Below are 22,471 nucleotides of genomic sequence, written 5' to 3'. Positions count from 1 at the left end.
CTCCAACTGCTGGAAATCCTCCAGCGTCGGGTCCTGCGCCTGGAGCATCGTCCCCATCGCCCCGTCAGCGACCACCACACGGGTGGCGAGCGCCTCTCGGAGGGCATCGGCCCGGCTCTGGGTGTCTGCGGGCGGGTTCGGCAACGAGGCCATGGTTGAGCTCCCTGGGATGCGACGGCTGTCGGCTTTGCACCCCCGCTGTGTCAAGGGTGCACGCGGTCAGCGTAACCGCGCGGCCCCGGCCCCGGTGGGGGCGTCCCACGTGGCGGACTGCATTCTGTGCGCGGGGGTCCGCAAGAGGTCTCCCGGCCGTGGGCGGGCTGAACACGCGCCCAACCATGCACAGAGTCGACATCGGCCGATAGTGTTCAGCATTGTCGAACTACGTCAGCAGGAGGCTGCACGATGGCACGGAACATCCAGTCGCTCGAACGAGCCGCTGCGATGCTGCGGCTCCTGGCGGGCGGTGAGCGCCGGCTGGGCCTGTCGGACGTGGCCGGTGCGCTGGGGCTCGCCAAGGGGACGGCGCACGGGATCCTGCGCACCCTCCAGGCCGAGGGCTTCGTGGAGCAGGACCCGGCCTCCGGCCGCTATCAGCTGGGCGCGGAGCTGCTGCGCCTGGGCAACAGCTACCTCGACGTGCACGAGCTGCGGGCCCGGGCGCTGGTGTGGACGGACGACCTGGCGCGGGCGAGCGGCGAGAGCGTGTACGTGGGGGTGCTCCACAAGAGCGGGGTGCTGATCATGCACCACGTCTTCCGGCCGGACGACAGCCGTCAAGTGCTGGAGGTGGGCGCCATGCAGCCGCTGCACTCCACGGCCCTGGGCAAGGTGCTGTCGGCGTACGACCCGGTGGCCCACACGGAGGCGGTCGAGGTGGAGCGGGAGGCGTTCACGCCCCGCACGGTGACGGACGCCGCCGGCTTCGAAGAGGTCCTGGACCTGACCCGGGCACGCGGCTGGGCCTCCGACGTGGAGGAGACGTGGGAGGGCGTCGCCTCGGTGGCCGCCCCCATCCACGACCGGCGGCGGATGCCGGTCGGCGCCGTGGCGGTCGCGGGGGCCGTGGAGCGGGTCTGCGGGGAGGGCGGCGAGCCCCGGGCGAGCCTGGTCGCGTCGGTGCGGGATTGCGCGCGGTCGGTTTCGCGCGACCTCGGTGCAGGCCGGTTCTGACCTTGCTTTGAGTGCATCCAGGGCGACTCCGCTCGCCATCTGGTTGCATTTGGCCATTTTTCGATCGGCAGTTGGCCGATTTTGGGCGATCGCACCGAGCGGTAACGATCCGGATCTGTGACCCGCCCAACCCTTGACGCGTTCTTCACCAGGGCGGAAAACTGCCGTTCATCGGTCGGCATTGTCGAACACCTACCGGCAATACGCGCTAGGGTGTGACAAGCCAAGGACCGGTGCAGCACTCACCGAGTGCGGTGGACCACCGGAGGGACCCGGTGTCCGCCCACCCCCTGGACGTAAGACAAAGGAGTCGCGGGTGTCCAGCTCCGACATCTTCATCGGCGAGACCATCGGTACCGCCCTGCTCACCCTGCTCGGCGGTGGCGTCTGCGCCGCCGTCACGCTCAAGAGCTCCAAGGCCCGCAACGCGGGATGGCTCGCGATCACCTTCGGCTGGGGTTTCGCCGTCCTGATCGCCGCGTACGTGTCCGCGCCCCTCTCCGGCGCGCACCTCAACCCCGCGGTCACGGTCGGCATAGCCGTCAAGACCGGCGAGTGGGGCGACGTGCCGGTCTACCTCGCGGCCCAGCTGCTCGGCGCCATGATCGGCGCGGTCCTGATGTGGGCCACGTACTACGGACAGTTCCGGGTGCACCTGGCGGACCCGGAGCACATCCGTGACGCCAAGCTCGGCCCCGAGGACCCGCACCCGCACGACGTGGCCGGCCCGGTGCTCGGGATCTTCTCCACCGGACCCGAGATCCGCAACGTGGTCCAGAACCTGCTCACCGAGATCATCGGCACCGCCGTCCTGATCCTGGCGATCCTCACCCAGGGGCTCCAGGACGACGGCAAGGGTCTCGGCGTCATCGGCGTCCTGATCACCTCCTTCGTGGTCGTCGGCATCGGCCTCTCCCTCGGCGGACCGACCGGTTACGCCATCAACCCGGTGCGCGACCTCGGCCCCCGCATCGTCCACGCCCTGTTGCCGCTGCCCCACAAGGGTGGCTCGGACTGGGGATACTCCTGGATCCCGGTCGTCGGCCCGCTCGTCGGTGCCGTCATCGCCGGCGGTCTGTACAACATCGCGTTCGCCTGATCAGAACCGGCACGATCGCAAGATCCGCACCGTCACACTGATTCCGCCTACTTCGACACCTGCCAGGAGCAGCCACCATGACCAGCAGCACCGGCCCCTTCATCGCCGCGATCGACCAGGGCACCACGTCCTCCCGCTGCATCGTCTTCGACCGCGACGGCCGCATCGTCGCCGTCGACCAGAAGGAGCACGAGCAGATCTTCCCGAAGCCGGGCTGGGTCGAGCACGACGCCACCGAGATCTGGACCAACGTCCAGGAGGTCGTCGCCGGGGCCATCGCCAAGGCCGAGATCACCGCGGCCGACGTCAAGGCCGTCGGCATCACCAACCAGCGCGAGACCACGCTCCTGTGGGACAAGAACACCGGCGAGCCGGTGCACAACGCGCTGGTCTGGCAGGACACCCGCACCGACACCCTGTGCAAGGAGCTCGGCCGCAACGTCGGCCAGGACCGCTTCCGCCGCGAGACCGGCCTGCCGCTGGCGAGCTACTTCGCGGGTCCCAAGGTCCGCTGGCTGCTCGACAACGTCGAGGGCCTGCGCGAGCGCGCCGAGGCCGGCGACATCCTCTTCGGCACCATGGACTCCTGGGTCATCTGGAACCTGACCGGCGGCGTCCAGGGCGGTGTGCACGTCACCGACGTCACCAATGCCTCGCGCACCATGCTGATGAACCTCCACACGCGGGAGTGGGACGAGCGCATCGCCGAGTCCATGGCGGTCCCGCTCAACGTCCTCCCCGAGATCCGGTCCTCCGCCGAGGTCTACGGCCACGTCAAGGAAGGCGTGCTCGCCGGTGTCCCGGTCGCCTCGGCGCTCGGTGACCAGCAGGCCGCCCTGTTCGGCCAGACCTGCTTCTCCGAGGGCGAGGCGAAGTCCACGTACGGCACCGGCACGTTCATGCTGATGAACACCGGCGACAAGATCATCAACTCCTACAGCGGCCTGCTGACCACGGTCGGCTACCAGATCGGCGACGAGAAGCCGGTCTACGCCCTGGAGGGCTCCATCGCCGTCACCGGCTCGCTCGTCCAGTGGATGCGCGACCAGATGGGCCTGATCAAGTCCGCGGCCGAGATCGAGACGCTGGCCTCCTCCGTCGAGGACAACGGCGGCGCCTACTTCGTGCCCGCCTTCTCCGGCCTGTTCGCCCCGTACTGGCGCTCCGACGCCCGCGGTGTGATCGCCGGCCTGACCCGGTACGTCACCAAGGCGCACATCGCCCGTGCCGTGCTGGAGGCCACCGCCTGGCAGACCCGCGAGATCACCGACGCCATGACCAAGGACTCGGGCGTCGAGCTCACGGCCCTCAAGGTCGACGGCGGCATGACCTCCAACAACCTGCTGATGCAGACCCTCTCGGACTTCCTGGACGCCCCCGTGGTGCGTCCGATGGTCGCCGAGACCACCTGCCTCGGCGCCGCCTACGCCGCCGGCCTGGCCGTCGGCTTCTGGCCCGACACCGACGCCCTGCGCGCCAACTGGCGCCGCGCGGCGGAGTGGACCCCGCGGATGCCCGCAGAGCAGCGGGACCGCGAGTACAAGAACTGGCTCAAGGCCGTCGAGCGGTCCATGGGCTGGATCGACGACGAAGACGCCAGCTGACCGCATTCAGCTGAGTCAATCGACGAGGAGCTAAAAGATATGAGCACCCTGCAGAGCGTTCCCACACTGGGTTCGCACCCGACCGCCGGCTCGAACGCGAGCCGTGCCGAGACCCGTGAGCAGCTGGCGAAGGCCACGTACGACCTGCTGGTCATCGGCGGTGGAATCCTGGGCACCTCGGTGGCCTGGCACGCCGCGCAGTCGGGTCTGCGGGTTGCCATGGTGGACGCCGGCGACTTCGCCGGCGCCACCTCCTCGGCCTCCTCCAAGCTCGTCCACGGCGGCCTGCGCTACCTGCAGACCGGCGCGGTCAAGCTGGTCGCCGAGAACCATCACGAGCGGCGGGTGCTGGCCAAGGACGTGGCCCCGCACCTGGTCAACCCGCTCACCTTCTACCTGCCGGTCTACAAGGGCGGTCCGGTGGGTGCGGCCAAGCTGGGCGCGGGCGTCTTCGCCTACTCCGCCCTCTCGGCCTTCGGCGACGGCATGGGCAAGGTCATATCCCCGGCCCGTGCCGTCGCCGACAACCCCGGCCTGAAGACGGACAACCTGAAGGCCGTCGCGGTCTACTACGACCACCAGATGAACGACTCCCGCGTCGCCGTCATGACGGTGCGCGCGGCCGTCGAGTCGGGTGCCGTCGTCCTCAACCACGCCGAGGTCACCGGACTGCGCACCACGCGCGGCCGGGTCAGCGGAGCCGAGCTCAAGGACCGCCTGGACGGCACCGAGTTCGGGGTGGACGCGCGCGTCGTGCTCAACGCCACCGGCCCGTGGGTGGACCACCTGCGGCGCATGGAAGACAAGCACTGCATGCCGTCGATCCGCCTGTCCAAGGGCGCGCACATCGTCATGAAGCGCAAGTCGCCCTGGAAGGCCGCCATGGCCACCCCGATCGACAAGTACCGCATCACCTTCGCCCTGCCGTGGGAGGACCAGCTCCTGCTCGGCACCACCGACGAGGTCTACGAGGGCGACCCGGCGGACGTGCGCGCCACCGAGAAGGACATCCAGCAGATCCTGGACGAGGCCGCGTTCTCCATCAAGGACCCCGACCTCGACCGCTCGCTGATGACGTACGCCTTCGCGGGCCTGCGGGTGCTGCCCGGCGGCCCCGGCGGGGTCGAGAAGGCCAAGCGGGAGACGGTCGTCTCCGAGGGCGCCGGCGGCATGCTGTCGGTGGCCGGCGGCAAGTGGACGACGTACCGCCACATCGGCCGGGTGGTCATGGACAAGCTCGCCAAGCTCCCGGGCAGCCCGCTGACCGAGGACATGGAGCCGGTGAAGTCGCTGGTACGCCGGGTGCCGCTGCCCGGTGTCGCCAACCCGAACGCGGTGGCGCACCGACTGCTGGTGGACCGCGAGCCGGGCACCCGGATGGACCCGCTGACCGCGCGCCACCTGGCCTCGCACTACGGCTCCCTCGCCTTCGACATCGCGCGCCTGGCGAACGAGGACCCGGCGCTGGCCGAGCGGATCCACCCGGACGGGCCGGAGATCTGGGCGCAGGTCGCGTACGCCCGGGACAACGAGTGGGCCGAGACGGTCGACGACGTGCTGCGCCGCCGGACGACGGTGGTGGTCCGCGGCCTGGACGACGCCTCCGTGCGGGCCCGGGTCGAAGAGATGCTGAGCCGTAAGGCATAGCTCTCCCGCAGGTGGGGAAGAGGGGCGGTTCCGGGGGGAACCGCCCCTCTGTCGTGGGCTGTGGCCGGCGTCCCCACAAGGATTAGGCTGAGCCACGTACACAAGGGAACTTCGGAAGGAGACCTGGGTGATCGAGCTTGAGGGCGTGCCCGAGCTGATCGACCCGGTCATGGTGGCCGCGTTCGAGGGCTGGAACGACGCGGGTGACGCGGCCTCCGGTGCGGTCGCGCACCTGGACCGGGAGTGGAAGGGAGAGGTCTTCGCTGCGCTGGACGCCGAGGACTACTACGACTTCCAGGTCAACCGGCCCACGGTGTGGCTGGACAACGGGGTACGGAAGATCACGTGGCCGACGACGCGCCTGTCGGTGGTCCGGATCGGCGGCTCGAAGCCGCGTGACCTCGTGCTCGTACGGGGTATCGAACCGTCTATGCGGTGGCGCTCGTTCTGCAACGAGATCCTGGGCTTCGCGCACGAACTGGGCGTGGAGATGGTGGTGATCCTGGGGGCGCTGCTGGGCGACACGCCGCACACGCGGCCGGTGCCGGTGAGCGGGGTGACCTCGGATCCGGACCTGGCGCGGACCATGGACCTGGAGGAGACCAAGTACGAGGGCCCGACGGGCATCGTGGGCATCCTCCAGGAGGCCTGTACGCATGCGGGTGTCCCGGCGGTGTCGCTGTGGGCGGCGGTCCCCCACTACGTCTCGCAGCCGCCGAACCCGAAGGCGACGCTGGCCCTCCTGAACCGGCTGGAGGATCTGATCGACCTCAGGATCCCGCTGGGCGAACTGCCGGAGGACGCACGGGCGTGGCAGTTGGGCGTGGACCAACTCGCCGCCGAGGACAGCGAGGTGGCGGAGTACGTCCAGACGCTGGAGGAGGCGCGGGACACGGCCGACCTTCCGGAGGCCTCGGGGGACGCCATCGCCCGGGAGTTCGAACGGTACTTGCGCCGGCGCGACCCGGCCGCGGAGGCCGGCGACGGCTCGTACCTGCGGGACACGGCGAGCGGTCTGACGCGCCCTCCGAAGCGCAAGCCGGACCCCTCCGGGGAAGAGCCCGCCGCCCCGGACGAGGACGACACCCCCGAGCAGTAGGACGCAGCAGGACGGCACGCCGATGCCCCCGGGCCCGAAGAAGGGGCCGCGGGGGCATCGGTGCAGCGGGCGGAAGGCGCTAGAGGGCCACGCCCAGCAGGGCGTCCACCGTGCGGGAGACCAGGCCCGGGGCGGATTCGTCGTCGCCGCCGGAGGCGAGCTGCTGCTCGACCCAGCGGTCCACGGCCGCGAGCGCCGCCGGGGCGTCCAGGTCGTTCGACAGCGCCGTCCGGACCTCCTCGACCAAAGCGTCGGCCCGGAGGCCGTCGGGTCGGGACACGGCCGCGCGCCAGCGGTCCAGGCGGGCCACCGCCTCCTCCAGGACGGAGTCGGTCCACTCCCAGTCCGCCCGGTAGTGGTGGGCGAGCAGCGCGAGGCGGATGGCCGCCGGGTCGACGCCGGCCCTGCGCAGCGCCGAGACGAAGACCAGGTTGCCCTTCGACTTCGACATCTTCTCGCCGTGCAGGGCGACCATGCCCGCGTGCACGTACGCCTTGGCCATCGGGTACTCGCCCGTCAGGACCTGGGCGTGCGAGGCGCCCATCTCGTGGTGCGGGAAGGCCAGGTCGGAGCCGCCGCCCTGGATGTCGAAGCCCATGCCGAGGTGGTCGAGGGCGATGGCGACGCACTCGATGTGCCAGCCGGGCCGGCCACGGCCCAGCGTGCCGCCGTCCCAGCTCGGCTCGCCCGGGCGGGCGGCCATCCACAGCATCGGGTCCAGCGGGTTCTTCTTGCCCGGGCGCTCCGGGTCGCCGCCGCGCTCGGCCGACAGCAGCCGCATCGCCTCGGCGTCGAGGCGGGAGACCGCGCCGAAGTGGGGGTCGGACTCCACCGAGAAGTAGACGTCGCCGTCCAGCTCGTACGCCGCTCCCGCGTCCCGCAGCCGCTCCACCAGCGGCACGATGCCCGGTATGGCCTCGACCGCTCCGATGTAGTGCTGCGGGGGCAGGATCCGCAGGGCGGTCATGTCCTCGCGGAAGAGGGCCGTCTCGCGCTCGGCGAGCGCGGTCCAGTCGTGGCCGTCGCGCTGCGCCCGCTCCAGCAGCGGATCGTCCACGTCCGTGACGTTCTGGACGTAGTGGACCTGGCGCTTGGTGTCGAGCCACACGCGCTGTACGAGGTCGAACGCGTTGTAGGTCGCCGCGTGACCGATGTGGGTCGCGTCGTACGGGGTGATGCCGCAGACGTAGATACGGGCGACGGGACCGGGGTCGAGGGTGATCGTCCCCTGGGTCGCGGTGTCGTGGATCTGGAGGTCGCGGCCCTTGCCGGGCAGGGCGGGGACCTCAGAAGCGGGCCAGGCATGCATGTGTCGAGCCTAACCGGACGCGTGTTCCGGAAACGAACCGGACCTGCACTGTTGGCTTGATCGGCACTCTTGCGGTCTGGCCGGTTCTGTGCGTCCCGGCCGTGGCCGGATCAGACCGGCGGCCAGGGGATCGACGGCCACTGCCCGGAGGGCTGCGGATGCACTCCGGTGAGCAGCAGCCGCTCCACCCGCGCCCGTACGGCGGCCAGCTCGACCGGCGTGATCAGTTGGGCCATCCGGGTGGCGAGCGGTTCCCCCTCGGCGAGCCGGGAGCGCAGGGAGCCCAGCACCTCGCGCGCCTCGTCCGTGAGCGGTTCGCCCGCCCAGCCCCACAGCAGGGTCCGCAGTTTGTCCTCCGTGTGGAAGGTCACCCCGTGGTCGATGCCGTAGAGCCGGCCGTCGGCGGCGGGCAGCAGGTGGCCGCCCTTGCGGTCGCCGTTGTTGATCACAGCGTCGAGTACGGCGAGCCGGCGCAGCCGCAGGTCGTCGGCGTGCACGAGCAGGGCCGTGCGGCCGTCCCCCACCTCGGCGAGGGCGACCGCCTTCCAGCCCTCACCGGCCTCCTCGCCCTCCACCAGCGCGAGCAGCTCCGCCCCGGGGGTCTGCCCCGCCTCGATCCACTGCTGGACCATGCCCTCCCCGTACGGCCCGTCGCGCAGCACGGTGGGCGGCACCAGGCCCCAGCCGGTGGCCTCGGAGACCAGGTAGGCGGCGACCTCGCGCTGGGCGAGGCTGCCGTCGGGGAAGTCCCACAGCGGGCGCTCACCCTTGACCGGCTTGTAGACGCAGTCGGTGCTCACGCCCTCGTACGTCACCGTGCACAGCAGCACGGCGTTGGACGCCTCGCGGATGCGGCCGACGACCGTGAGCTCACCTTTGGTGAGCAGCTCCTCGCGTTCCCCCGTCGCGGTCACACCTGGCGCCGGTAGCCGTTCTGCCGGGGGCACACGTGGCCCTCGGGATCCAGCGGCAGGCTGCACAGCGGGCACGGCGGGCGGCCGGCGTTGACCACGTCGAGAGCCCGCTTGGCGAAGGCGCGGGCCTGCGCGCCGGTGAGGCGGACCCGCAGCATCGGCGGGCCGTTCTCCTCGTCCTGGAGCAGCCGCTCCTCCGCCTCGGCGAGATCCTCCTCCGAGTCGACCTCCAGCTCGACGAGGGCCTGCGCCTCCACGATCATCCGCTGCTCCTCGCCGTCCCAGGCGAGGGCCATGGTGCCGACGCGGAACTCCTCGTCGACCGGGACGTCCAGCGGCGCGGTGTCGGTGGCCTCGGCGGGGGCGACGGCAGGGACCGGCGCGTTGCCGCCGGTGCGCCGTACGACCTCGTCCAGCAGCTCGTCCATCCGCTCGGCCAGCGCGGCGACCTGGGTCTTCTCCAGGGAGACGCTCGTGACGCGGGGGCCGGAGGAGGCCTGCAGGAAGAACGTACGGCGTCCCGGCAGACCGACCGTGCCGGCCACGAAGCGGTCCGGCGGGTCGTAGAGGAACACCTGACGGGGCACGTCCAGTCTCCAAGTCTCGGCGGCGGGTTGTGTAGGCCCATCCACCCTACTGCGCCGTTCGATCAGGCCGCGCCCGCGCCGCCTCCCACGACCGCGTTCCCGCCGTCCTCGGTCGCGCTCTCGAACGTGGCGGTGTCGGCGGCAGCGGCGTCCGGCGCGGGTGCGGGCCGCGGGGCGAGCGAGCCGAAGTCCCCCGTGTCGCCGAGGCGGAGCAGGAACGGCCGGGTCGGCGTGTAGCGGACGGCGGTGACCGAGCAGGGGTCGACGTGGATGCGCTGGAAGAGGTCCAGGTGCATGCCGAGGGCGTCCGCGACAAGGGACTTGATGATGTCCCCGTGCGAGCACATCAGGAAGACGGCGTCGCTGCCGTGCTGCTCCTCGACCCGCGCGTTCCACTCCCGTACGGCGTCCACGGCGCGCGCCTGCATGGCGCGCATCGACTCGCCGCCGGGGAACGCGGCGGCCGAGGGGTGCTGCTGGACGATCTTCATCAGGGGTTCGTCGGAGAGTTCGGAGAGTTTGCGGTTCGACCAGTCGCCGTAGTGGCACTCGCCGATCCGCTCGTCGGTGTGCAGCGCCAGCTCCGGCCGGGCGGCGAGCAGCGGGGCCAGGGTCTCCCGGCAGCGCTGCAGCGGGCTGGTGACGGCGGCGGCGATCGGCACCTCGGCGAGCCGTCCGGGAAGTGCGGCCGCCTGCTCGGCGCCGCGCTCGTCGAGCGCCACCCCGGGGGTCCATCCGGCGAGCAGCCCTGCGGTGTTGGCGGTGGACCGCCCGTGTCGTACGAGGATCAGCGTGGCCATGGCGCAAGCCTAAGCGGTGGTGCCGTTGTGCGGGCGGGGCGCCGGCAGGGGAGAATGCCCGGCGTGATTGTCGACTGCGCGATGTACCGGGACGGCCGCCGCTCCCCTGCGCCCGGGGACTTCTCGGACGCCCTCGACGAGGCGCGGGCGACCGGTGACGCCTTCCTCTGGGTCGGCATGCACGAGCCGACGGAGGAGGAGTTCGAGCACGTCAGCCGTGAGTTCGGGCTGCACAAGCTGGCCGTCGAGGACGCGCTGACCGCGCATCAGCGCCCCAAGCTGGAGGTGTACGACGACTCGCTGTTCGTCGTCCTGAAGCCGGTGGTGTACGACGAGGACGCGGACACGGTGACCACCGGCGAGCTGATGGTCTTCATCGGCGACTCCTTCGTGGTCACGGTCCGGCACGGCGAAGGAGCGGCGCTGGCCGCCGTACGCCACCGGCTGGAGCAGGAGCCGGAGGTGCTGCGGCACGGCCCGACGGCGGTGCTGTACGCGGTGTCGGACGCGGTGGTCGACCACTACATCGAGGTGGCGGCCGAGCTCCAGGCGGACTTGGAGGAGCTGGAGGCGGAGGTGTTCGCCCCGCACGCGACGGACGCCAAGAACACCGCCGCCCGGATCTACGGCTTCAAGCGGCAGGTACTGGAGTTCCGCAGGGCGACGAGCCCCCTGCTCCAGCCGATGGACCGGCTGGCCTTCGGGAACGTGCCGTTCGTGCACGAGCACGCGCTGCCGTTCTTCCGCGACGTCGCCGACCACCTCACCAAGGCCAACGAGTACATCGAGGGCCTGGACCGGCTGCTGTCGGACGCGCTGGCCGCGCACCTGGCGCAGATGGGCGTCCGGCAGAACGACGACATGCGCAAGATCTCGGCCTGGGCGGCCATGGCGGCGGTCCCGACGATGGTGGCGGGGATCTACGGGATGAACTTCGACCACATGCCGGAGCTCCGGCACGCCTGGGGGTATCCGGGGGTGCTGGTGGTGATGGCCGTGGCGTGCCTGGGCCTGCACCGGCTGTTCAAGAGCCGCGGCTGGCTCTGAGCGCCGCTCCCGCCCGGGATGGCCGCGAGGGCGTCCCGCTCAGGCGAGTCCGGGAACACCGGTGGGCGCGCCGTCCAGGGCGCCCAGCCGCTCCGGCAGGCGCAGGCTGATCATCCGGTGCCAGCCGGCGAACCGCTCGTACGCGTACATCCCGCGGATCCCGGTGGCCAGGGCGGCGGACTTGGCCGCGGGCCAGTGCAGCAGCCGGCCCATGTGGCCCATGACGGCGAGGCTGACGTCGCGGTAGACGACGATCTCGGCGAGGGCGCTCTCGCGCAGCACCCGGTGGATGGTCCGCCCGTGTCCCCGGTGGGCGAGGCGGAGCAACTCCTCGTGGCAGTAGGAGAGGTGGTTGTCCTCGTCGTGGCTGATCATGCGGATGGCCCTGCCGACCTCGGGGTGGTCCCCGAAGTGCTTCACGAGCATGGTCATCTGGTCGGCGGCCCGCTGTTCCGTGACCCGGCTGTGCGCGAGGTAGACGACGACGTCCTCCTCGGTAAGCGGCTCGTCGCGGCGCAGCTTCTCGTGCGTGAGGCCGATGCCGCGCCGCTCCAGCAGCATCGTGTAGTCGGTCTCGGGCGGTACGGGGACGGCCGGCAGGCCCCTCTTGCTCAGCAGGGCCTGGAAGATCCGGCCGTGTTTGTCCTCGTCGGCTCCGTGCCGGGTGATCTTGGGTGCGAGGTCGCGCATGCTCTCGGGCACCAGGGCCGCGATCCTGGCGTTCTCCCAGCCACCCTGTGACTCCCCGCTCGCGGCGATGGAGCAGAAGAGCTGGAAGGAGTCGTCGTGGTCGACGATCTCCTGGAACAGGCTGCGGGCAGAGAGCATGCATCGAGTCAAGGGCCGATTCCGGGAGCGGGCAACCGGATGGCGGGGCCGCTCGGCCGAATGAGCGAGTACGGCGGACGGGGCCCGGGGCGTAACCCGGCGGGCCCCGCACGCGTTGTGCGGGGTGTCGGCCGTGGCGGGGAAGACCCCCGAGCCCCCACCACGGCCGCAGACTTCCCGCCCGCGCGCCGGCCCGGGCCGGCGGTCGGCCGTAGACCGCGCCGGCCCGGGCCGGGGGTCAGGCGAGGCCGGCGCGCTCCAGGGCTTCGGATCCGGTGCGCAGGGCGGTGATCCGCTCCTCCAGGGTGAAGCCGGCCGGGGCGAGCGTGAGCGTGGTGACCCCGGCCTCGGCGTAGGCCCGCATGCCGTCCGCGATCCGCTCGACGGAGCCGAGCAGGGTGGTGGAGTCGATCAGCGCATGCGGGACGGCCGCGGCGGCGGCCGTCTTGTCGCCCGCCAGGTACTTGTCCTGGATCTCGGCGGCTTCCTTCTCGTAGCCCATGCGCTGGGCGAGCTGGTTGTAGAAGTTCTGCTTCCGGCTGCCCATGCCGCCGACGTACAGGGCGGTGTACGGGCGGAACATGTCGGCCAGGGCGCCGACGTCCTCGCCGACGGCCAGCGGCACCGTCGGGCACACGTCGAAGCCGTCCATCGTCAGCCCGGCCTTCTCGCGGCCGGCCCGGATGTGGGTGAGGGCGGTGGCCTCCAGGTGCTCGGCGGCCGGGAAGATCAGCAGGGCGCCGTCGGCGATCTCGCCGGTCTGCTCCAGGTTCTTCGGGCCGATGGCCGCGATGTAGAGCGGGATGTGCTCGCGCTCCGGGTGCACGGTGAGCTTGATCGGCTTGCCGGGGCCGCCGGGCAGCGGGAGGGTCCAGTGCTCGCCCTCGTAGGTCAGCCGCTCACGGGTCATCGCCTTGCGGACGATCTCCACGTACTCCCGCGTCCGTGCGAGCGGCTTGTCGAACTTCACGCCGTACCAGCCCTCCGAGACCTGGGGGCCGGAGACGCCGAGGCCGAGCCGGAAGCGGCCCTTGGTGAGCGAGTCCAGGGTGGCGGCCGTCATGGCCGTCATCGCGGGCTGGCGGGCCGGGATCTGCATGATCGCCGAGCCGACGTCGATGCGCTCGGTCTGGGCCGCGACCCAGGCCAGCACGGTGGGGGCGTCCGAGCCGTAGGCCTCGGCGGCCCAGCAGACGTCGTAGCCGAGGCGGTCGGCCTCCTGGGCGACGGCCAGGTTGTCGGCGTCCATGCCAGCGCCCCAGTAGCCGAGATTGATGCCGAGCCGCATGTGTCGTCCCCTTACCGGTTTACCGATCAGTAACGTTCGTGTGCCGGGACTGTAGCGCGCCCGGCTCCGGCGCGGCAGTGCCCCAGTAGTCTCAGCGCTCATGGAGCAGAGGCATCTCGGCCGCACCGGACTGCGCGTGTCCCGGCTCGGCCTCGGCACCCTGACCTGGGGCCGGTCCGCGGAGGGACCGGACGAGTCGGGCGCGGCAGAGCAGTTGAAGACGTTCTGGGAGGCGGGCGGGACGCTCGTCGACACCGCCGACGTGTACGGGGGCGGCGAGGCGGAGTACATCCTCGGGCAGCTCATCGGCGGGCTCGTGCCCCGCCGGGACCTGGTCATCGCGACCAAGGCGGGCAGCGTGCCGGATCCCGAGCGGCGCTTCGACGGTTCGCGCGGCCATCTGCTGGCCGCGCTCGACGACTCCCTGGCGCGGCTGGGCACGGACCACGTGGACCTCTGGCAGGTCCACGCCTTCGACCCGTCGACCCCGCTGGAGGAGACCCTCCAGGCACTGGACCTGGCGGTGAGCAGCGGCCGGGCCCGGTACGCGGGCGTGTCCGGCTTCAGCGGCTGGCAGTTGGCGAAGGCGGCGACCTGGCAGTTGGCGGCGCCGGGGGTGCGGACCCGGCTCGCCTCGACCCAGATGGAGTACTCCCTCCTCCAGCGGGGGGTGGAACGGGAGGTCCTCCCGGCCGCCCTTGATCTGGGTGTCGGCCTGCTCCCGTCCTCGCCGCTGGGCCGCGGGGTGCTGACGGGCAAGTACCGGGACGGCATCCCGGCGGACTCCCGCGGCGCCTCGGCCGCGATGGGCGGCTTCGTGGACCCGTACCTGGACGATGCGGCGAGCCGGATCGTGGACGCGGTGGCCACGGCGGCCCACGGCCTCGCGGTGACCCCCCTGCAGGTCGCCCTGGCGTGGATCCGGGACCGGCCGGGGGTGGTCGCGCCGATCGTCGGCGCGCGGACGTCCGCGCAGCTCGGGGCGGCCCTGTCGGTGGAGGCCCTTAGTCTTCCGGAGGAGATCTGCCGGGCGCTGGACGATGTGTCGGCGCCCGTGCACCGCTATCCCGATCAGGACTGGAGCACGCTGTGAGTACGGACCGCCACGCCGCTGCCGCGGACCAACCGGCCCCCGACGCCGCGGCCGGCCACAAGGCCCCGCACGGCGAACCCGCGGTCACACCCGACCCGCAGCCCGACCCCGCCCCGTCGTCCGCCCCAGCGGGGACCGAGGCCGAGGCCGCGCACGGCGAAGCCGAGCCCGTACAGGACGGACCCGAGGACGGGGCCGAGTCCTTGACGGGCGAAGCCGGGGCCAAGGCCGAGCCCGCGCACGACGAAGCGGCGGACGAAGCCGAGCCCGCGCGCGGCGGGGCCGGGGACGGGGACGAGCCCGCGCGCGGCGGGGCCGGGGACGCGGGGGCCGAGGCCCCGGACGGGACCGCGGGCCGCCCGGGGGCCGAAGGCCCGGGCGCCGCCGGGCACGGCGAGGACGGAAGCGGGGGGCCGGGGGCGGAGCCCCCGGTTTCGGGAGGGGGCGGGGTGGGGGAAGGCCCCGCAGGGTCGGACACGGGCGCGGAGGGCCCGGCCGCGGCACCGGTGCTCAGCGAGGCCGAGGCCGAACTGGCCGCGCAGAAGATCGAGCGGGAGCGCATCGCCCGGCGCAAGGCGCAGCGGCAGGCCCCGGTCGAGGCGGGCGGCAAGCTCAGCGGCAAGGCCGCCGACCTGCTGGCCGCCGTACGGGCCGTGGAGAGCGGCGAGAAGCCGGCCCCGCGGTACTTCGACGAGGCCCCGACCGCACCCCGCAAGCCAGCCCCGGCCGCCCCGGTGGCTCCCCCCGCGCCGTCCAGGCCCGCACCCCCGGCGAGCCCCGCGGCGGTCGAGGGCGTGCGCAGCGTGCTCGCCCGGGGCGGGGCCCCGGAGGCCCTGGCCGGACCCGCTGCCACGGCCCTCGGCGAGGACGCCGCCGAGCAGCTCACCGAGAACCCCTGGCGGCTCCTCGCGCTCGCCGGCATCCGCCCCACGCAGGCCGACGGCTTCGCCCGCGCCCTCCTCGGCCCCGAGGCCGGGCCCGGGGACGAGCGGCGCGCCGCCGCCCTCGTGGGCTGGCTCCTGGAGCAGGCCGCGCTCAAGGGGCACACCGCCCTGGAGGCGCCGGTGCTGCGGTCGGCCCTCGCCCAGTACGGCGTGCCGGACCCCGACCACGCCCTGGAGGAGGCCATCGGCGACGGCGCGGTGCTGGTCTTCCACGAACCGCTCGGCCCGCCGCCCGCAGAGGGTGAGGAAGCGCCCGTACGGATCCTCGTGGGCCTTGAGGGATACGCCCTGGCCGAGGAGAGCCTGGCCGACGGCCTGGCCCGGCTCGCCAACACCTTCGACGCCCCCGCCGACTGGGACAAGGCCGCCACCGGCCCGGGCGCCGAGCTGATCCGCGCCGTCGCCGCCCACGGCCTGGTCACCCACACGGGAGGCGAAGCCGCCCGCGCCGAGCCGCTGGCCCTGGTGGCGGCCGCCCGGGAGCTGGGCCTGCGCGTCTGCCTCGCCGCGCACGCGCCCGCGCCCGGGTCCGTCACCGTGGCGGATCTGCTCGCCGGGTCGCAGGGGCCCGGCCGGGACGCCGACGGGCAGTTCGCACTGGACCTGCTCGTCGTGCTGGACGCGCCGCAGCTGGACGTGGAGACCGCGGCCGCGCTCGTCGAGTCGGTGCCCGACGGGGCCCGCCTGGTGCTGTCCGGGGACCCGGGCGTCCTGGGATCCGCCGGACCGGGCCGGGTGTTCGCCGATGTGCTGGCGGCCCGCGCCTTCCCTCAGCCGGTCTCCCGCACCCCCGACCCCGGCCCCCTCGGCGAGCTCGTCTCCGGGATCGGGATCGGTGAGCTGAACCAGGTCGACGCCCCCGGCAAGGAAGTCGTCATCGTGCCCGTGCGCGACGCCGGGGAAGCGGTGCACCGCACGGTGCAGCTCGTGGCCGAGTCGGTGCCGCGCACCTTCGGGATCCCGGCGGAAGCCGTCCAGGTGATCACACCGGGCCACGGCGGCTCGGCGGGCACCCGCGCCCTGAACGCGGCCCTCAAGGAACGGCTGAACCCCGGCCCCGGCCGGTTCGGCGGTTTCGACCCCGGCGACCGGGTCGTGCAGGTGCCCTCGCCCGGGCGGGCCGTGCCGGCGACGGTGGTCTCGGCCGACGCGGAGGGGCTCCACCTGGACGCCGCGGGCGGGCGGATCCTCGTACCGAGGGAGCAGGTGGAGTCGCAGGTGCGGCACGGGTGGGCGGTGACGGCGCACCAGGCCGTCGGCGCGCGCTGGCCGGCGGTGGTCGTCGTCCTGCCCGGTGACGCGGCCCAGGCCCTGTCGCGGGACTGGGTGTACACCGCGTTCGGTCGGGCCGAGCGGCACCTGTCCGTGGTGCACGGCGTCGACCAGGCGCTGGCGCACGCCGTCGCGCAGGAGCTGCCGAAGCCGCGTACGACCCGGCTGACGGGTCTGCTGCGGGCCCTCGTGACGGCGGCGCAGGAGCAGCCGGAGTAGCGCGCCTGCGGCCCCGTCCCGCGAGGGGACGGGGCCGCAGGACCGGCAGCGGGGGCGGCTCAGGCCGGGGCGGATCAGGCCGGGGCCAGCCCCGGAAGCTCCGTCGCCTCGTCGTCCTCTTCCTCGTCGTCCACCTCGTGCTCGTCGACTTCTTCGTCGTCGAAGACGGAGCTGATGTCGAAGCGGTGCAGCACGTCCTGCTGGTCGATGTCGCCGAAGGGCGAGCCCAGCCACTCCCCCGGTTCCGGGACGTCCTCGGCGGCGGCGATCCAGAGGGTGGAATCCCCTTCCTCCAGGCCGAACTCCTTGTAGCGGGAGGCGATCTCGTCCGGCTCGTATTCCCCGAAGAGCACGCCCAGCGCGCCCGCCGAGTCCTCCACGGGCTCGGCGTCCCGGTCGTGCGCAGCCACCCGCTGGGCCTGGGCGACCAGTCTCTGCGGTTCCACGACGGCGTAGTCGCGGCGGATGAGCACGCTGAAGGCGGTGGGCTCGGCGGGGCCGGTGTACGGGACCCCGTCCTCGGGCGTCGGGATCTCGAACGGGGTGACCTCGTCGTACCGGTCGTAGAGGAGTTCGTCGTACTCCTCGGCGGCTGCGGCGAGTTCGTTGAATGCGGCGTAGACGGCCGGGTCCTCGTCCCCGATCCTGCTCTCGACCGCGGCGAGGTGACGGTCGAGCGCGGCCTTGACCGCCTCGGCGGCGGCGCGTACCTCGGCAACAGTGGGCAGAGCGGCATCAGACATAGTGCAGACGCTATCCGTAGCAGGCGTGTGCCCGCACAATAGATGCGATGCCGGAATACGAATTTGTCGACGTGTACGTGCCCCGCGGCGTCCCTCGCAAGGAGGCGACCCGCCTGCTGACCGACCATGCCGAGTACGGGAACTGGGAGCTCGACCGCTTGACCCTGCACCGGGACGGCAGCCGCCGCGTGCGACTGCGCCGCCGGATCATCCGCCAGGTCCGGGCGACCTGGTGACGCGGTCCCCGTACGGACGTGCCGTACGGGGACACTCGTCCTGACAGTCCGTCAGGCGGCGTTGCGGGACCGGCGGTAGAGCACGGCTCCGGCCAGCAGCAAGCCGCCGGCGAGCGGGACGGCCACGCCGAGGGTGTCACCGGCACCGGTCGCGGCAAGGCCCGCGCGCTGCCCGGGCGCGATCCCGGACCCCGTGCCGGGCCCCTGGCCGGGGGAGGCGGGGGTAGCCGGCGTACCGGGCCCGCCGGGAGTACCCGGCTGACCCGGAGTGCCCGGGGTGCCCGGCTGACCCGGGGTACCCGGCTGGCCGGGGGTGCCCGGGATACCCGGGTGGCCGGGGTGCTGCCCGCCGCCGGGGTGACCCGGGTTGCCGGGCTGGCCGGGGTGACCCGGGTTGCCGGGCTGGCCTGGGTGCTCCGGGTTGCCGGGGTGTTCGGGGTGACCCGGCGTGCCCGGGTTGCCCGGGTGGTCCTCGTCGCACGGCTCGCCCGGCCCGTCGGGCCCGCCCGGATGACCGGGGGTGCCCGGATGACCGGGAGTGCCCGGATGACCGGGAGTGCCCGGGTGACCGGGAGTGCCCGGATTGCCCGGGTGGTCCGTGCGGTCCGGGACGTGGGAGCCGTTCGAACAGCGGTTCCCGAAGGCCGGGTTCAGGCCTCCCACCACCGTGACCGAATTGCCGCAGACGTTCACCGGCACGTCCACCGGAGCCTGCACGTTGTTCCCGGACAGCACGCCCGGGGAGTTCGCGGCATGGCCGGAGGCGCCGGAGTCCGCGTGTGCGTACCCTCCGCCCAGCGCGAGAACACCCCCTGCGGCCGCCATGGTGATCAGGGTCTTCCTGGTGGTGCCGGCTGCGTGTCGTCGCATGTGTGTGATCCCCCTGCTGTGTAAGAACCGGGCCCCAAAGCCCGGCAGCCCCGGAGCGCTGGAATGCGCTCCGGGGCCGAAGACTTCAGGTACGTCAGTGGTTGACGCAGACGTTGCCGAAGGCCGGGTTCAGCAGGCCGACCACGTTCACCGTGTTGCCGCACACGTTGATCGGAATGTGGATCGGAACCTGGACGACGTTGCCGGACAGGACACCGGGGGAGCCGACGGCCACACCCGAGGCGTCCGCGTCGGCGGCGGCGATGCCCGCACCTGCGAGAACCAGACCACCGGTGGCGGCCGCAGCAGCGACAACCTTCTTGAGCATTGTTCCTCCTAGTTGGCAATGCGGTCCCAGCCGCGGACCGCACCACCTGTAACGAGGAGGGATCACCAGGGCTACGAGCGTATGAGCGCATTCACTCTTCTCAGTGGAATGCGCACACCTTCGCGAATCTCAGCAGTTGTCGATGAATCGGTCGAGCACCCGCACGCCGAACTTGAGGCCGTCCACCGGCACCCGCTCGTCCACCCCGTGGAACATCCCGGCGAAGTCGAGCTCCGGTGGCAGCTGCAGCGGCGCGAAACCGAAGCACCGGATGCCCAGGTCGTCGAAGGACTTGGCGTCCGTGCCGCCCGAGAGCATGTACGGAACGGCCCGCGCGATGGGGTCCTCCGCCTTGAGGGCCCCCTGCATGGCGTCGACGAGCCTCCCGTCGAAGTCCGTCTCCAGGGCCTTGTCCCCGTGCACGTCCTCCCGCTTCACCCGCGGGCCGAGGATCCGGTCGAGGTCGGCGAAGAACTCGTCCTCGTAACCGGGCAGGAAGCGCCCGTCCACGTGCGCGGTGGCTTGGCCGGGGATGACGTTGACCTTGTAGCCGGCGCCCAGCATCGTCGGGGCGGCCGAGTTCCTCAGGGTCGCGCCGACCATCTTGGCGATGCCGCCGAGCTTGGCGAGCGTCCCGTCCATGTCGTCCGGGTCGAGGGGGGTGCCCAGGGCGTCCGAGAGCTCGTCCAGGAAGGACCGGACGGTCTTGGTCACGCGCACCGGCCACTGGTGGCGGCCGAGCCGGCCCACGGCCTCGCAGAGTTCCGTGATGGCGTTGTCGTTGTTCGTCATCGAGCCGTGGCCCGCGGTGCCCTCCACCGTGAGCCGCATCCAGTGCATGCCCTTCTGGGCCGTCTCCACCAGGTAGAGCCGCAGGTTCTCGTTGACCGTGAACGAGAAGCCGCCCACCTCGCCGATCGCCTCAGTGACCCCGTCGAACAGCTCCGGGTGCTTGTCCACCAGGTGCCGGGCGCCGTAGATGCCGCCCGCCTCCTCGTCGGCGAGGAAGGCCAGCACGATGTCCCGGGGAGGCTTGCGCCCGCTCCGCAGCCGGTCGCGTACGACGGCCAGCGTCATCGCGTCCATGTCCTTCATGTCGACGGCGCCGCGGCCCCACACGCAGCCGTCGGCGATCTCGCCCGCGAACGGGTCGTACGTCCAGTCGGCTGCGTTCGCCGGCACCACGTCGGTGTGCCCGTGGATCAGCAGCGCCGGCCGCGAGGAGTCCTCCCCCTCGATCCGGGCGACGGTCGACGCGCGCCCCTTGTGGGACTCGAAGATCTGCGGCTCCAACCCGACCTCGGCGAGCTTCTCGGCGACCCACTCGGCGGCCTTGCGCTCGCCCGGGCCGGAGTGGTCCCCGTAGTTGCTGGTGTCGATCCGGATGAGGTCCCGGCAGAGGTCGACGACCTCATCCTCGCCGGAGACGGTCCTGCCCGCGCTCGAATCGCTCACGCTGCTTCCTCCCACTGATCGGTGCCGACTGCCTCCCCATCCTCCCGCTTCGGGCCGCCGACCCCAAGGGCGTTCCCCGGCCGCCGGGGGCTGCCGGGGCCCCGGAGGGGGGTGTGATCGGGGACCCCGGAATGTTTGGTAATGTTTTCCACGTCGGAACGGCCCAGGGCCGCGAGACAGACACCTTGTCCGGGTGGCGGAATGGCAGACGCGCTAGCTTGAGGTGCTAGTGCCCTTTATCGGGCGTGGGGGTTCAAGTCCCCCCTCGGACACCAGCGAGAGAACCCCACTTCGTGTGGGGTTTTCTGCGTTTGCGCCCAAGCCTGGCCCGACCTGTCGGGCCAACGGAAAGGACCCCGCCGTGGCGGGGCCCTTTCTCCTGTGCGCGGGGGTCAGCGGCGGGCGGCGATCTCCGCGACCCGGCGGCGGACCAGGAACCAGCCGCCGACCAGTGCGGCGGCGATGGCCGGGACGCACAGCACCGTGGTGCGGCCGACGCCGCCGTCGCACCACATCAGGACCAGCACGGTGAGCAGGAACGCCAGCGTGATGATCTGGGTGTACGGGGCCCAGGGCAGGCGGTACGCGGGGCGCTCCAGGCTGCCCTGCTGCGCGCGGCGCCAGAAGTGGAGGGAACAGAGCATGACCATGCCCCAGGTGCCCAGGATGCCCAGCGAGGCGAAGTTGAGGACGAGCTCGAAGGCGTCCTTGGGCATGAGGTAGTTCAGCCCGACGCCGGCGAGGCCGAAGGCGGCGGTGAACAGGACGCCGCCGTAGGGCACCTTGCCCTTGTTCATGCGGGCGGTGAACTTCGGCGCGGAGCCGGACATGGCCATCGAGCGCAGGATGCGGCCGGTGGAGTAGAGGCCGGAGTTCAGGCTGGAGAGGGCCGCGGTCAGCACGACCAGGTTCATGATGCCGGCGGTGCCGGGGATGCCGAGCTTGTCGAAGACGGTGACGAAGGGGCTCTGGTCGCCGGAGTAGGCGGTGTACGGCAGGAGCATCGCGAGCAGGACGACGGAGCCGACGTAGAAGAGGCCGACGCGCCACATGATCGAGTTGATCGCCTTCGGCATGATCTTCTCGGGGTTCTCGGTCTCACCCGCGGCGACGCCGCACAGCTCGACGGAGGCGTAGGCGAAGACGACGCCCTGGACCACCAGGAGCATCGGCAGGACCCCGGACGGGAAGATGCCGCCGTTGTCGGTGATGGTGGACAGCCCCGGGGTGTGGCCGCCGATGTCGTGGCTGGTGGCGACGAGGTAGATCGCGACGACCAGGAAGACCGCAAGGGCGGCGACCTTGACGAGGGAGAACCAGAACTCCATCTCGCCGAAGTACTTCACCGAGATCAAATTCGCGGTGAGGACGACGGCGAGGGCGATCAGGGCCAGGACCCACTGCGGGACGCTGGTGAACATCGACCAGAAGTGCGCGTAGGTCGCGGCGGCCGTGATGTCGGCCACAGTGGTGGTCGACCAGTTCAGGAAGTACAGCCAGCCGGCCGTGTAGGCGCCCTTCTCCCCCATGAACTCGCGCGCGTACGAGACGAACGCGCCGGAGGACGGGCGGTAGAGCACGAGCTCGCCCAGGGCCCGCACGACGAAGAAGGCGAAGATGCCGCACACCGCGTAGGCGATGGCGAGGGAGGGTCCCGCGTTGGCGAGCCGTCCGCCCGCGCCGAGGAACAGGCCGGTGCCTATCGCTCCGCCGATCGCGATCATGTTGATGTGGCGGGACTTGAGGTCCTTGCTGTAGCCCTCGTCGCCGGCGTCGACATGGCGGGAGGGCGCCGGGGCGGTGGCCGGGGCGGTGGCCTCGGTCAAGGTGCGGTCACTCATGTAGGACTTCGCCTTCGTGGGTGGGACAGGCAGGTCCGGGCGCCGCGCAGGGGAGCTGGGTGGTGTCACCTGTGC

The 22,471-nt window shown here is 72.0% G+C and carries 20 protein-coding genes and 1 tRNA gene; 10 read left to right on the top strand and 11 right to left on the bottom strand.

Annotation, left to right across the window (positions count from 1 at the left end; genetic code table 11):
- Window positions 1-405: 405 nt before the first annotated feature.
- The 5 genes from AC0666_RS25885 (at window position 406) to AC0666_RS25865 (ending at window position 6,622) form a co-directional block, all read left to right on the top strand.
- Window positions 406-1,173, top strand: a complete 768-nt coding sequence (locus tag AC0666_RS25885) for an IclR family transcriptional regulator (protein ID WP_468972274.1) — start codon at window positions 406-408, stop codon at window positions 1,171-1,173.
- 316 nt (window positions 1,174-1,489) lie between these two features.
- On the top strand, window positions 1,490-2,272 hold the full coding sequence (locus AC0666_RS25880; protein WP_468585958.1) for an MIP/aquaporin family protein: 783 nt from the start codon (window positions 1,490-1,492) through the stop codon (window positions 2,270-2,272).
- Between the two features lie 77 nt (window positions 2,273-2,349).
- Window positions 2,350-3,876 carry a glycerol kinase GlpK gene (gene glpK, locus AC0666_RS25875; RefSeq protein WP_468972272.1) on the top strand — a complete coding sequence of 509 codons (1,527 nt, stop codon included), beginning with the start codon at window positions 2,350-2,352 and terminating at the stop codon, window positions 3,874-3,876.
- 39 nt (window positions 3,877-3,915) lie between these two features.
- Window positions 3,916-5,523 (top strand): glycerol-3-phosphate dehydrogenase/oxidase, encoded by a 1,608-nt coding sequence (locus AC0666_RS25870; RefSeq protein WP_468972270.1) that lies wholly within the window; start codon window positions 3,916-3,918, stop codon window positions 5,521-5,523.
- Between the two features lie 127 nt (window positions 5,524-5,650).
- Entirely contained in the window at window positions 5,651-6,622 is a 972-nt protein-coding gene (locus AC0666_RS25865) for a PAC2 family protein (protein ID WP_361715323.1), read from the top strand.
- Window positions 6,623-6,701: 79 nt separating this feature from the next.
- On the opposite strand, the gene mshC is transcribed toward AC0666_RS25865, so the two are convergent.
- From mshC to AC0666_RS25845, 4 genes are all read right to left on the bottom strand, one after another.
- Window positions 6,702-7,931 carry a cysteine--1-D-myo-inosityl 2-amino-2-deoxy-alpha-D-glucopyranoside ligase gene (mshC, locus tag AC0666_RS25860; RefSeq protein ID WP_478708376.1) on the bottom strand — a complete coding sequence of 410 codons (1,230 nt, stop codon included), beginning with the start codon at window positions 7,929-7,931 and terminating at the stop codon, window positions 6,702-6,704.
- Between the two features lie 110 nt (window positions 7,932-8,041).
- Window positions 8,042-8,878 carry an SCO1664 family protein gene (locus AC0666_RS25855; protein ID WP_468585956.1) on the bottom strand — a complete coding sequence of 279 codons (837 nt, stop codon included), beginning with the start codon at window positions 8,876-8,878 and terminating at the stop codon, window positions 8,042-8,044.
- Complete coding sequence (locus AC0666_RS25850) at window positions 8,842-9,432, bottom strand: DUF3090 domain-containing protein (protein ID WP_356849691.1); 591 nt, start codon at window positions 9,430-9,432, stop codon at window positions 8,842-8,844. Before AC0666_RS25850 ends, AC0666_RS25855 begins: the two co-directional genes overlap by 37 nt.
- A 62-nt stretch (window positions 9,433-9,494) precedes the next feature.
- Window positions 9,495-10,232, bottom strand: coding sequence for a histidine phosphatase family protein (locus AC0666_RS25845; RefSeq protein WP_468585955.1), 738 nt, complete (start codon window positions 10,230-10,232; stop codon window positions 9,495-9,497).
- Between the two features lie 54 nt (window positions 10,233-10,286).
- On the opposite strand from AC0666_RS25845, the gene corA reads away from it, so the two are divergent.
- On the top strand, window positions 10,287-11,279 hold the full coding sequence (gene corA / locus AC0666_RS25840; RefSeq protein ID WP_468972266.1) for a magnesium/cobalt transporter CorA: 993 nt from the start codon (window positions 10,287-10,289) through the stop codon (window positions 11,277-11,279).
- A 39-nt stretch (window positions 11,280-11,318) separates the two neighbouring features.
- Here corA and AC0666_RS25835 read toward each other — a convergent pair whose 3' ends face one another.
- Together AC0666_RS25835 and AC0666_RS25830 are read right to left on the bottom strand one after the other, a co-directional pair.
- Complete coding sequence (locus tag AC0666_RS25835) at window positions 11,319-12,107, bottom strand: ferritin-like domain-containing protein (RefSeq protein WP_468972264.1); 789 nt, start codon at window positions 12,105-12,107, stop codon at window positions 11,319-11,321.
- 238 nt (window positions 12,108-12,345) lie between these two features.
- Window positions 12,346-13,395 carry an LLM class F420-dependent oxidoreductase gene (locus AC0666_RS25830; protein ID WP_478708375.1) on the bottom strand — a complete coding sequence of 350 codons (1,050 nt, stop codon included), beginning with the start codon at window positions 13,393-13,395 and terminating at the stop codon, window positions 12,346-12,348.
- 100 nt (window positions 13,396-13,495) lie between these two features.
- Between AC0666_RS25830 and AC0666_RS25825 the strand changes: the two genes are divergently transcribed.
- A complete protein-coding gene (locus AC0666_RS25825) occupies window positions 13,496-14,488 on the top strand; it encodes an aldo/keto reductase (protein WP_468972261.1) in 993 nt (330 codons plus the stop codon).
- Window positions 14,485-16,923, top strand: a complete 2,439-nt coding sequence (locus AC0666_RS25820) for a helix-hairpin-helix domain-containing protein (RefSeq protein ID WP_478708374.1) — start codon at window positions 14,485-14,487, stop codon at window positions 16,921-16,923. The genes AC0666_RS25825 and AC0666_RS25820 overlap by 4 nt, the downstream gene beginning before the upstream one ends.
- Before the next feature lie 74 nt (window positions 16,924-16,997).
- Here the strand turns inward: AC0666_RS25820 and AC0666_RS25815 are convergent, their stop codons facing one another.
- Window positions 16,998-17,666, bottom strand: a complete 669-nt coding sequence (locus AC0666_RS25815; protein WP_468585949.1) for a hypothetical protein — start codon at window positions 17,664-17,666, stop codon at window positions 16,998-17,000.
- Between the two features lie 47 nt (window positions 17,667-17,713).
- On the opposite strand from AC0666_RS25815, the gene AC0666_RS25810 reads away from it, so the two are divergent.
- Entirely contained in the window at window positions 17,714-17,902 is a 189-nt protein-coding gene (locus AC0666_RS25810) for a DUF5703 family protein (RefSeq protein WP_031146791.1), read from the top strand.
- Between the two features lie 51 nt (window positions 17,903-17,953).
- Here the strand turns inward: AC0666_RS25810 and AC0666_RS25805 are convergent, their stop codons facing one another.
- The 3 genes from AC0666_RS25805 to AC0666_RS25795 form a co-directional block, all read right to left on the bottom strand.
- Entirely contained in the window at window positions 17,954-18,772 is an 819-nt protein-coding gene (locus AC0666_RS25805; RefSeq protein ID WP_478708373.1) for a chaplin, read from the bottom strand.
- Window positions 18,773-18,866: 94 nt separating this feature from the next.
- Window positions 18,867-19,100, bottom strand: a complete 234-nt coding sequence (locus AC0666_RS25800) for a chaplin (protein WP_468972256.1) — start codon at window positions 19,098-19,100, stop codon at window positions 18,867-18,869.
- 129 nt (window positions 19,101-19,229) lie between these two features.
- A complete protein-coding gene (locus AC0666_RS25795; protein WP_468972254.1) occupies window positions 19,230-20,555 on the bottom strand; it encodes a M20/M25/M40 family metallo-hydrolase in 1,326 nt (441 codons plus the stop codon).
- A gap of 187 nt (window positions 20,556-20,742) precedes the next feature.
- Between AC0666_RS25795 and AC0666_RS25790 the strand changes: the two genes are divergently transcribed.
- Window positions 20,743-20,830 (top strand) — tRNA-Leu (locus AC0666_RS25790).
- A gap of 117 nt (window positions 20,831-20,947) precedes the next feature.
- On the opposite strand, the gene AC0666_RS25785 is transcribed toward AC0666_RS25790, so the two are convergent.
- Complete coding sequence (locus tag AC0666_RS25785; RefSeq protein ID WP_468972252.1) at window positions 20,948-22,396, bottom strand: amino acid permease; 1,449 nt, start codon at window positions 22,394-22,396, stop codon at window positions 20,948-20,950.
- Window positions 22,397-22,471: the final 75 nt, after the last annotated feature.

The organism is Streptomyces sp. NPDC043680 (assembly GCF_056436685.1).
The sequence above is the reverse complement of the archived record's forward strand: the minus strand, read 5'-3'. Positions and strand labels throughout refer to the sequence as shown.

What these genes read in the sequence shown, in the direction of transcription:
- corA (WP_468972266.1), top strand. Translation starts at nt 10,287, where the DNA reads ATGCCCGGCGTGATTGTCGACTGCGCGATGTACCGGGACGGCCGCCGC.
- AC0666_RS25810 (WP_031146791.1), top strand. Translation starts at nt 17,714, where the DNA reads ATGCCGGAATACGAATTTGTCGACGTGTACGTGCCCCGCGGCGTCCCT.
- AC0666_RS25835 (WP_468972264.1), bottom strand. Translation starts at nt 12,107, where the DNA reads ATGCTCTCTGCCCGCAGCCTGTTCCAGGAGATCGTCGACCACGACGAC.
- AC0666_RS25785 (WP_468972252.1), bottom strand. Translation starts at nt 22,396, where the DNA reads ATGAGTGACCGCACCTTGACCGAGGCCACCGCCCCGGCCACCGCCCCG.
- AC0666_RS25885 (WP_468972274.1), top strand. Translation starts at nt 406, where the DNA reads ATGGCACGGAACATCCAGTCGCTCGAACGAGCCGCTGCGATGCTGCGG.
- glpK (WP_468972272.1), top strand. Translation starts at nt 2,350, where the DNA reads ATGACCAGCAGCACCGGCCCCTTCATCGCCGCGATCGACCAGGGCACC.
- AC0666_RS25825 (WP_468972261.1), top strand. Translation starts at nt 13,496, where the DNA reads ATGGAGCAGAGGCATCTCGGCCGCACCGGACTGCGCGTGTCCCGGCTC.
- AC0666_RS25800 (WP_468972256.1), bottom strand. Translation starts at nt 19,100, where the DNA reads ATGCTCAAGAAGGTTGTCGCTGCTGCGGCCGCCACCGGTGGTCTGGTT.
- AC0666_RS25815 (WP_468585949.1), bottom strand. Translation starts at nt 17,666, where the DNA reads ATGTCTGATGCCGCTCTGCCCACTGTTGCCGAGGTACGCGCCGCCGCC.
- mshC (WP_478708376.1), bottom strand. Translation starts at nt 7,931, where the DNA reads ATGCATGCCTGGCCCGCTTCTGAGGTCCCCGCCCTGCCCGGCAAGGGC.
- AC0666_RS25845 (WP_468585955.1), bottom strand. Translation starts at nt 10,232, where the DNA reads ATGGCCACGCTGATCCTCGTACGACACGGGCGGTCCACCGCCAACACC.
- AC0666_RS25870 (WP_468972270.1), top strand. Translation starts at nt 3,916, where the DNA reads ATGAGCACCCTGCAGAGCGTTCCCACACTGGGTTCGCACCCGACCGCC.
- AC0666_RS25805 (WP_478708373.1), bottom strand. Translation starts at nt 18,772, where the DNA reads ATGCGACGACACGCAGCCGGCACCACCAGGAAGACCCTGATCACCATG.
- AC0666_RS25830 (WP_478708375.1), bottom strand. Translation starts at nt 13,395, where the DNA reads ATGCGGCTCGGCATCAATCTCGGCTACTGGGGCGCTGGCATGGACGCC.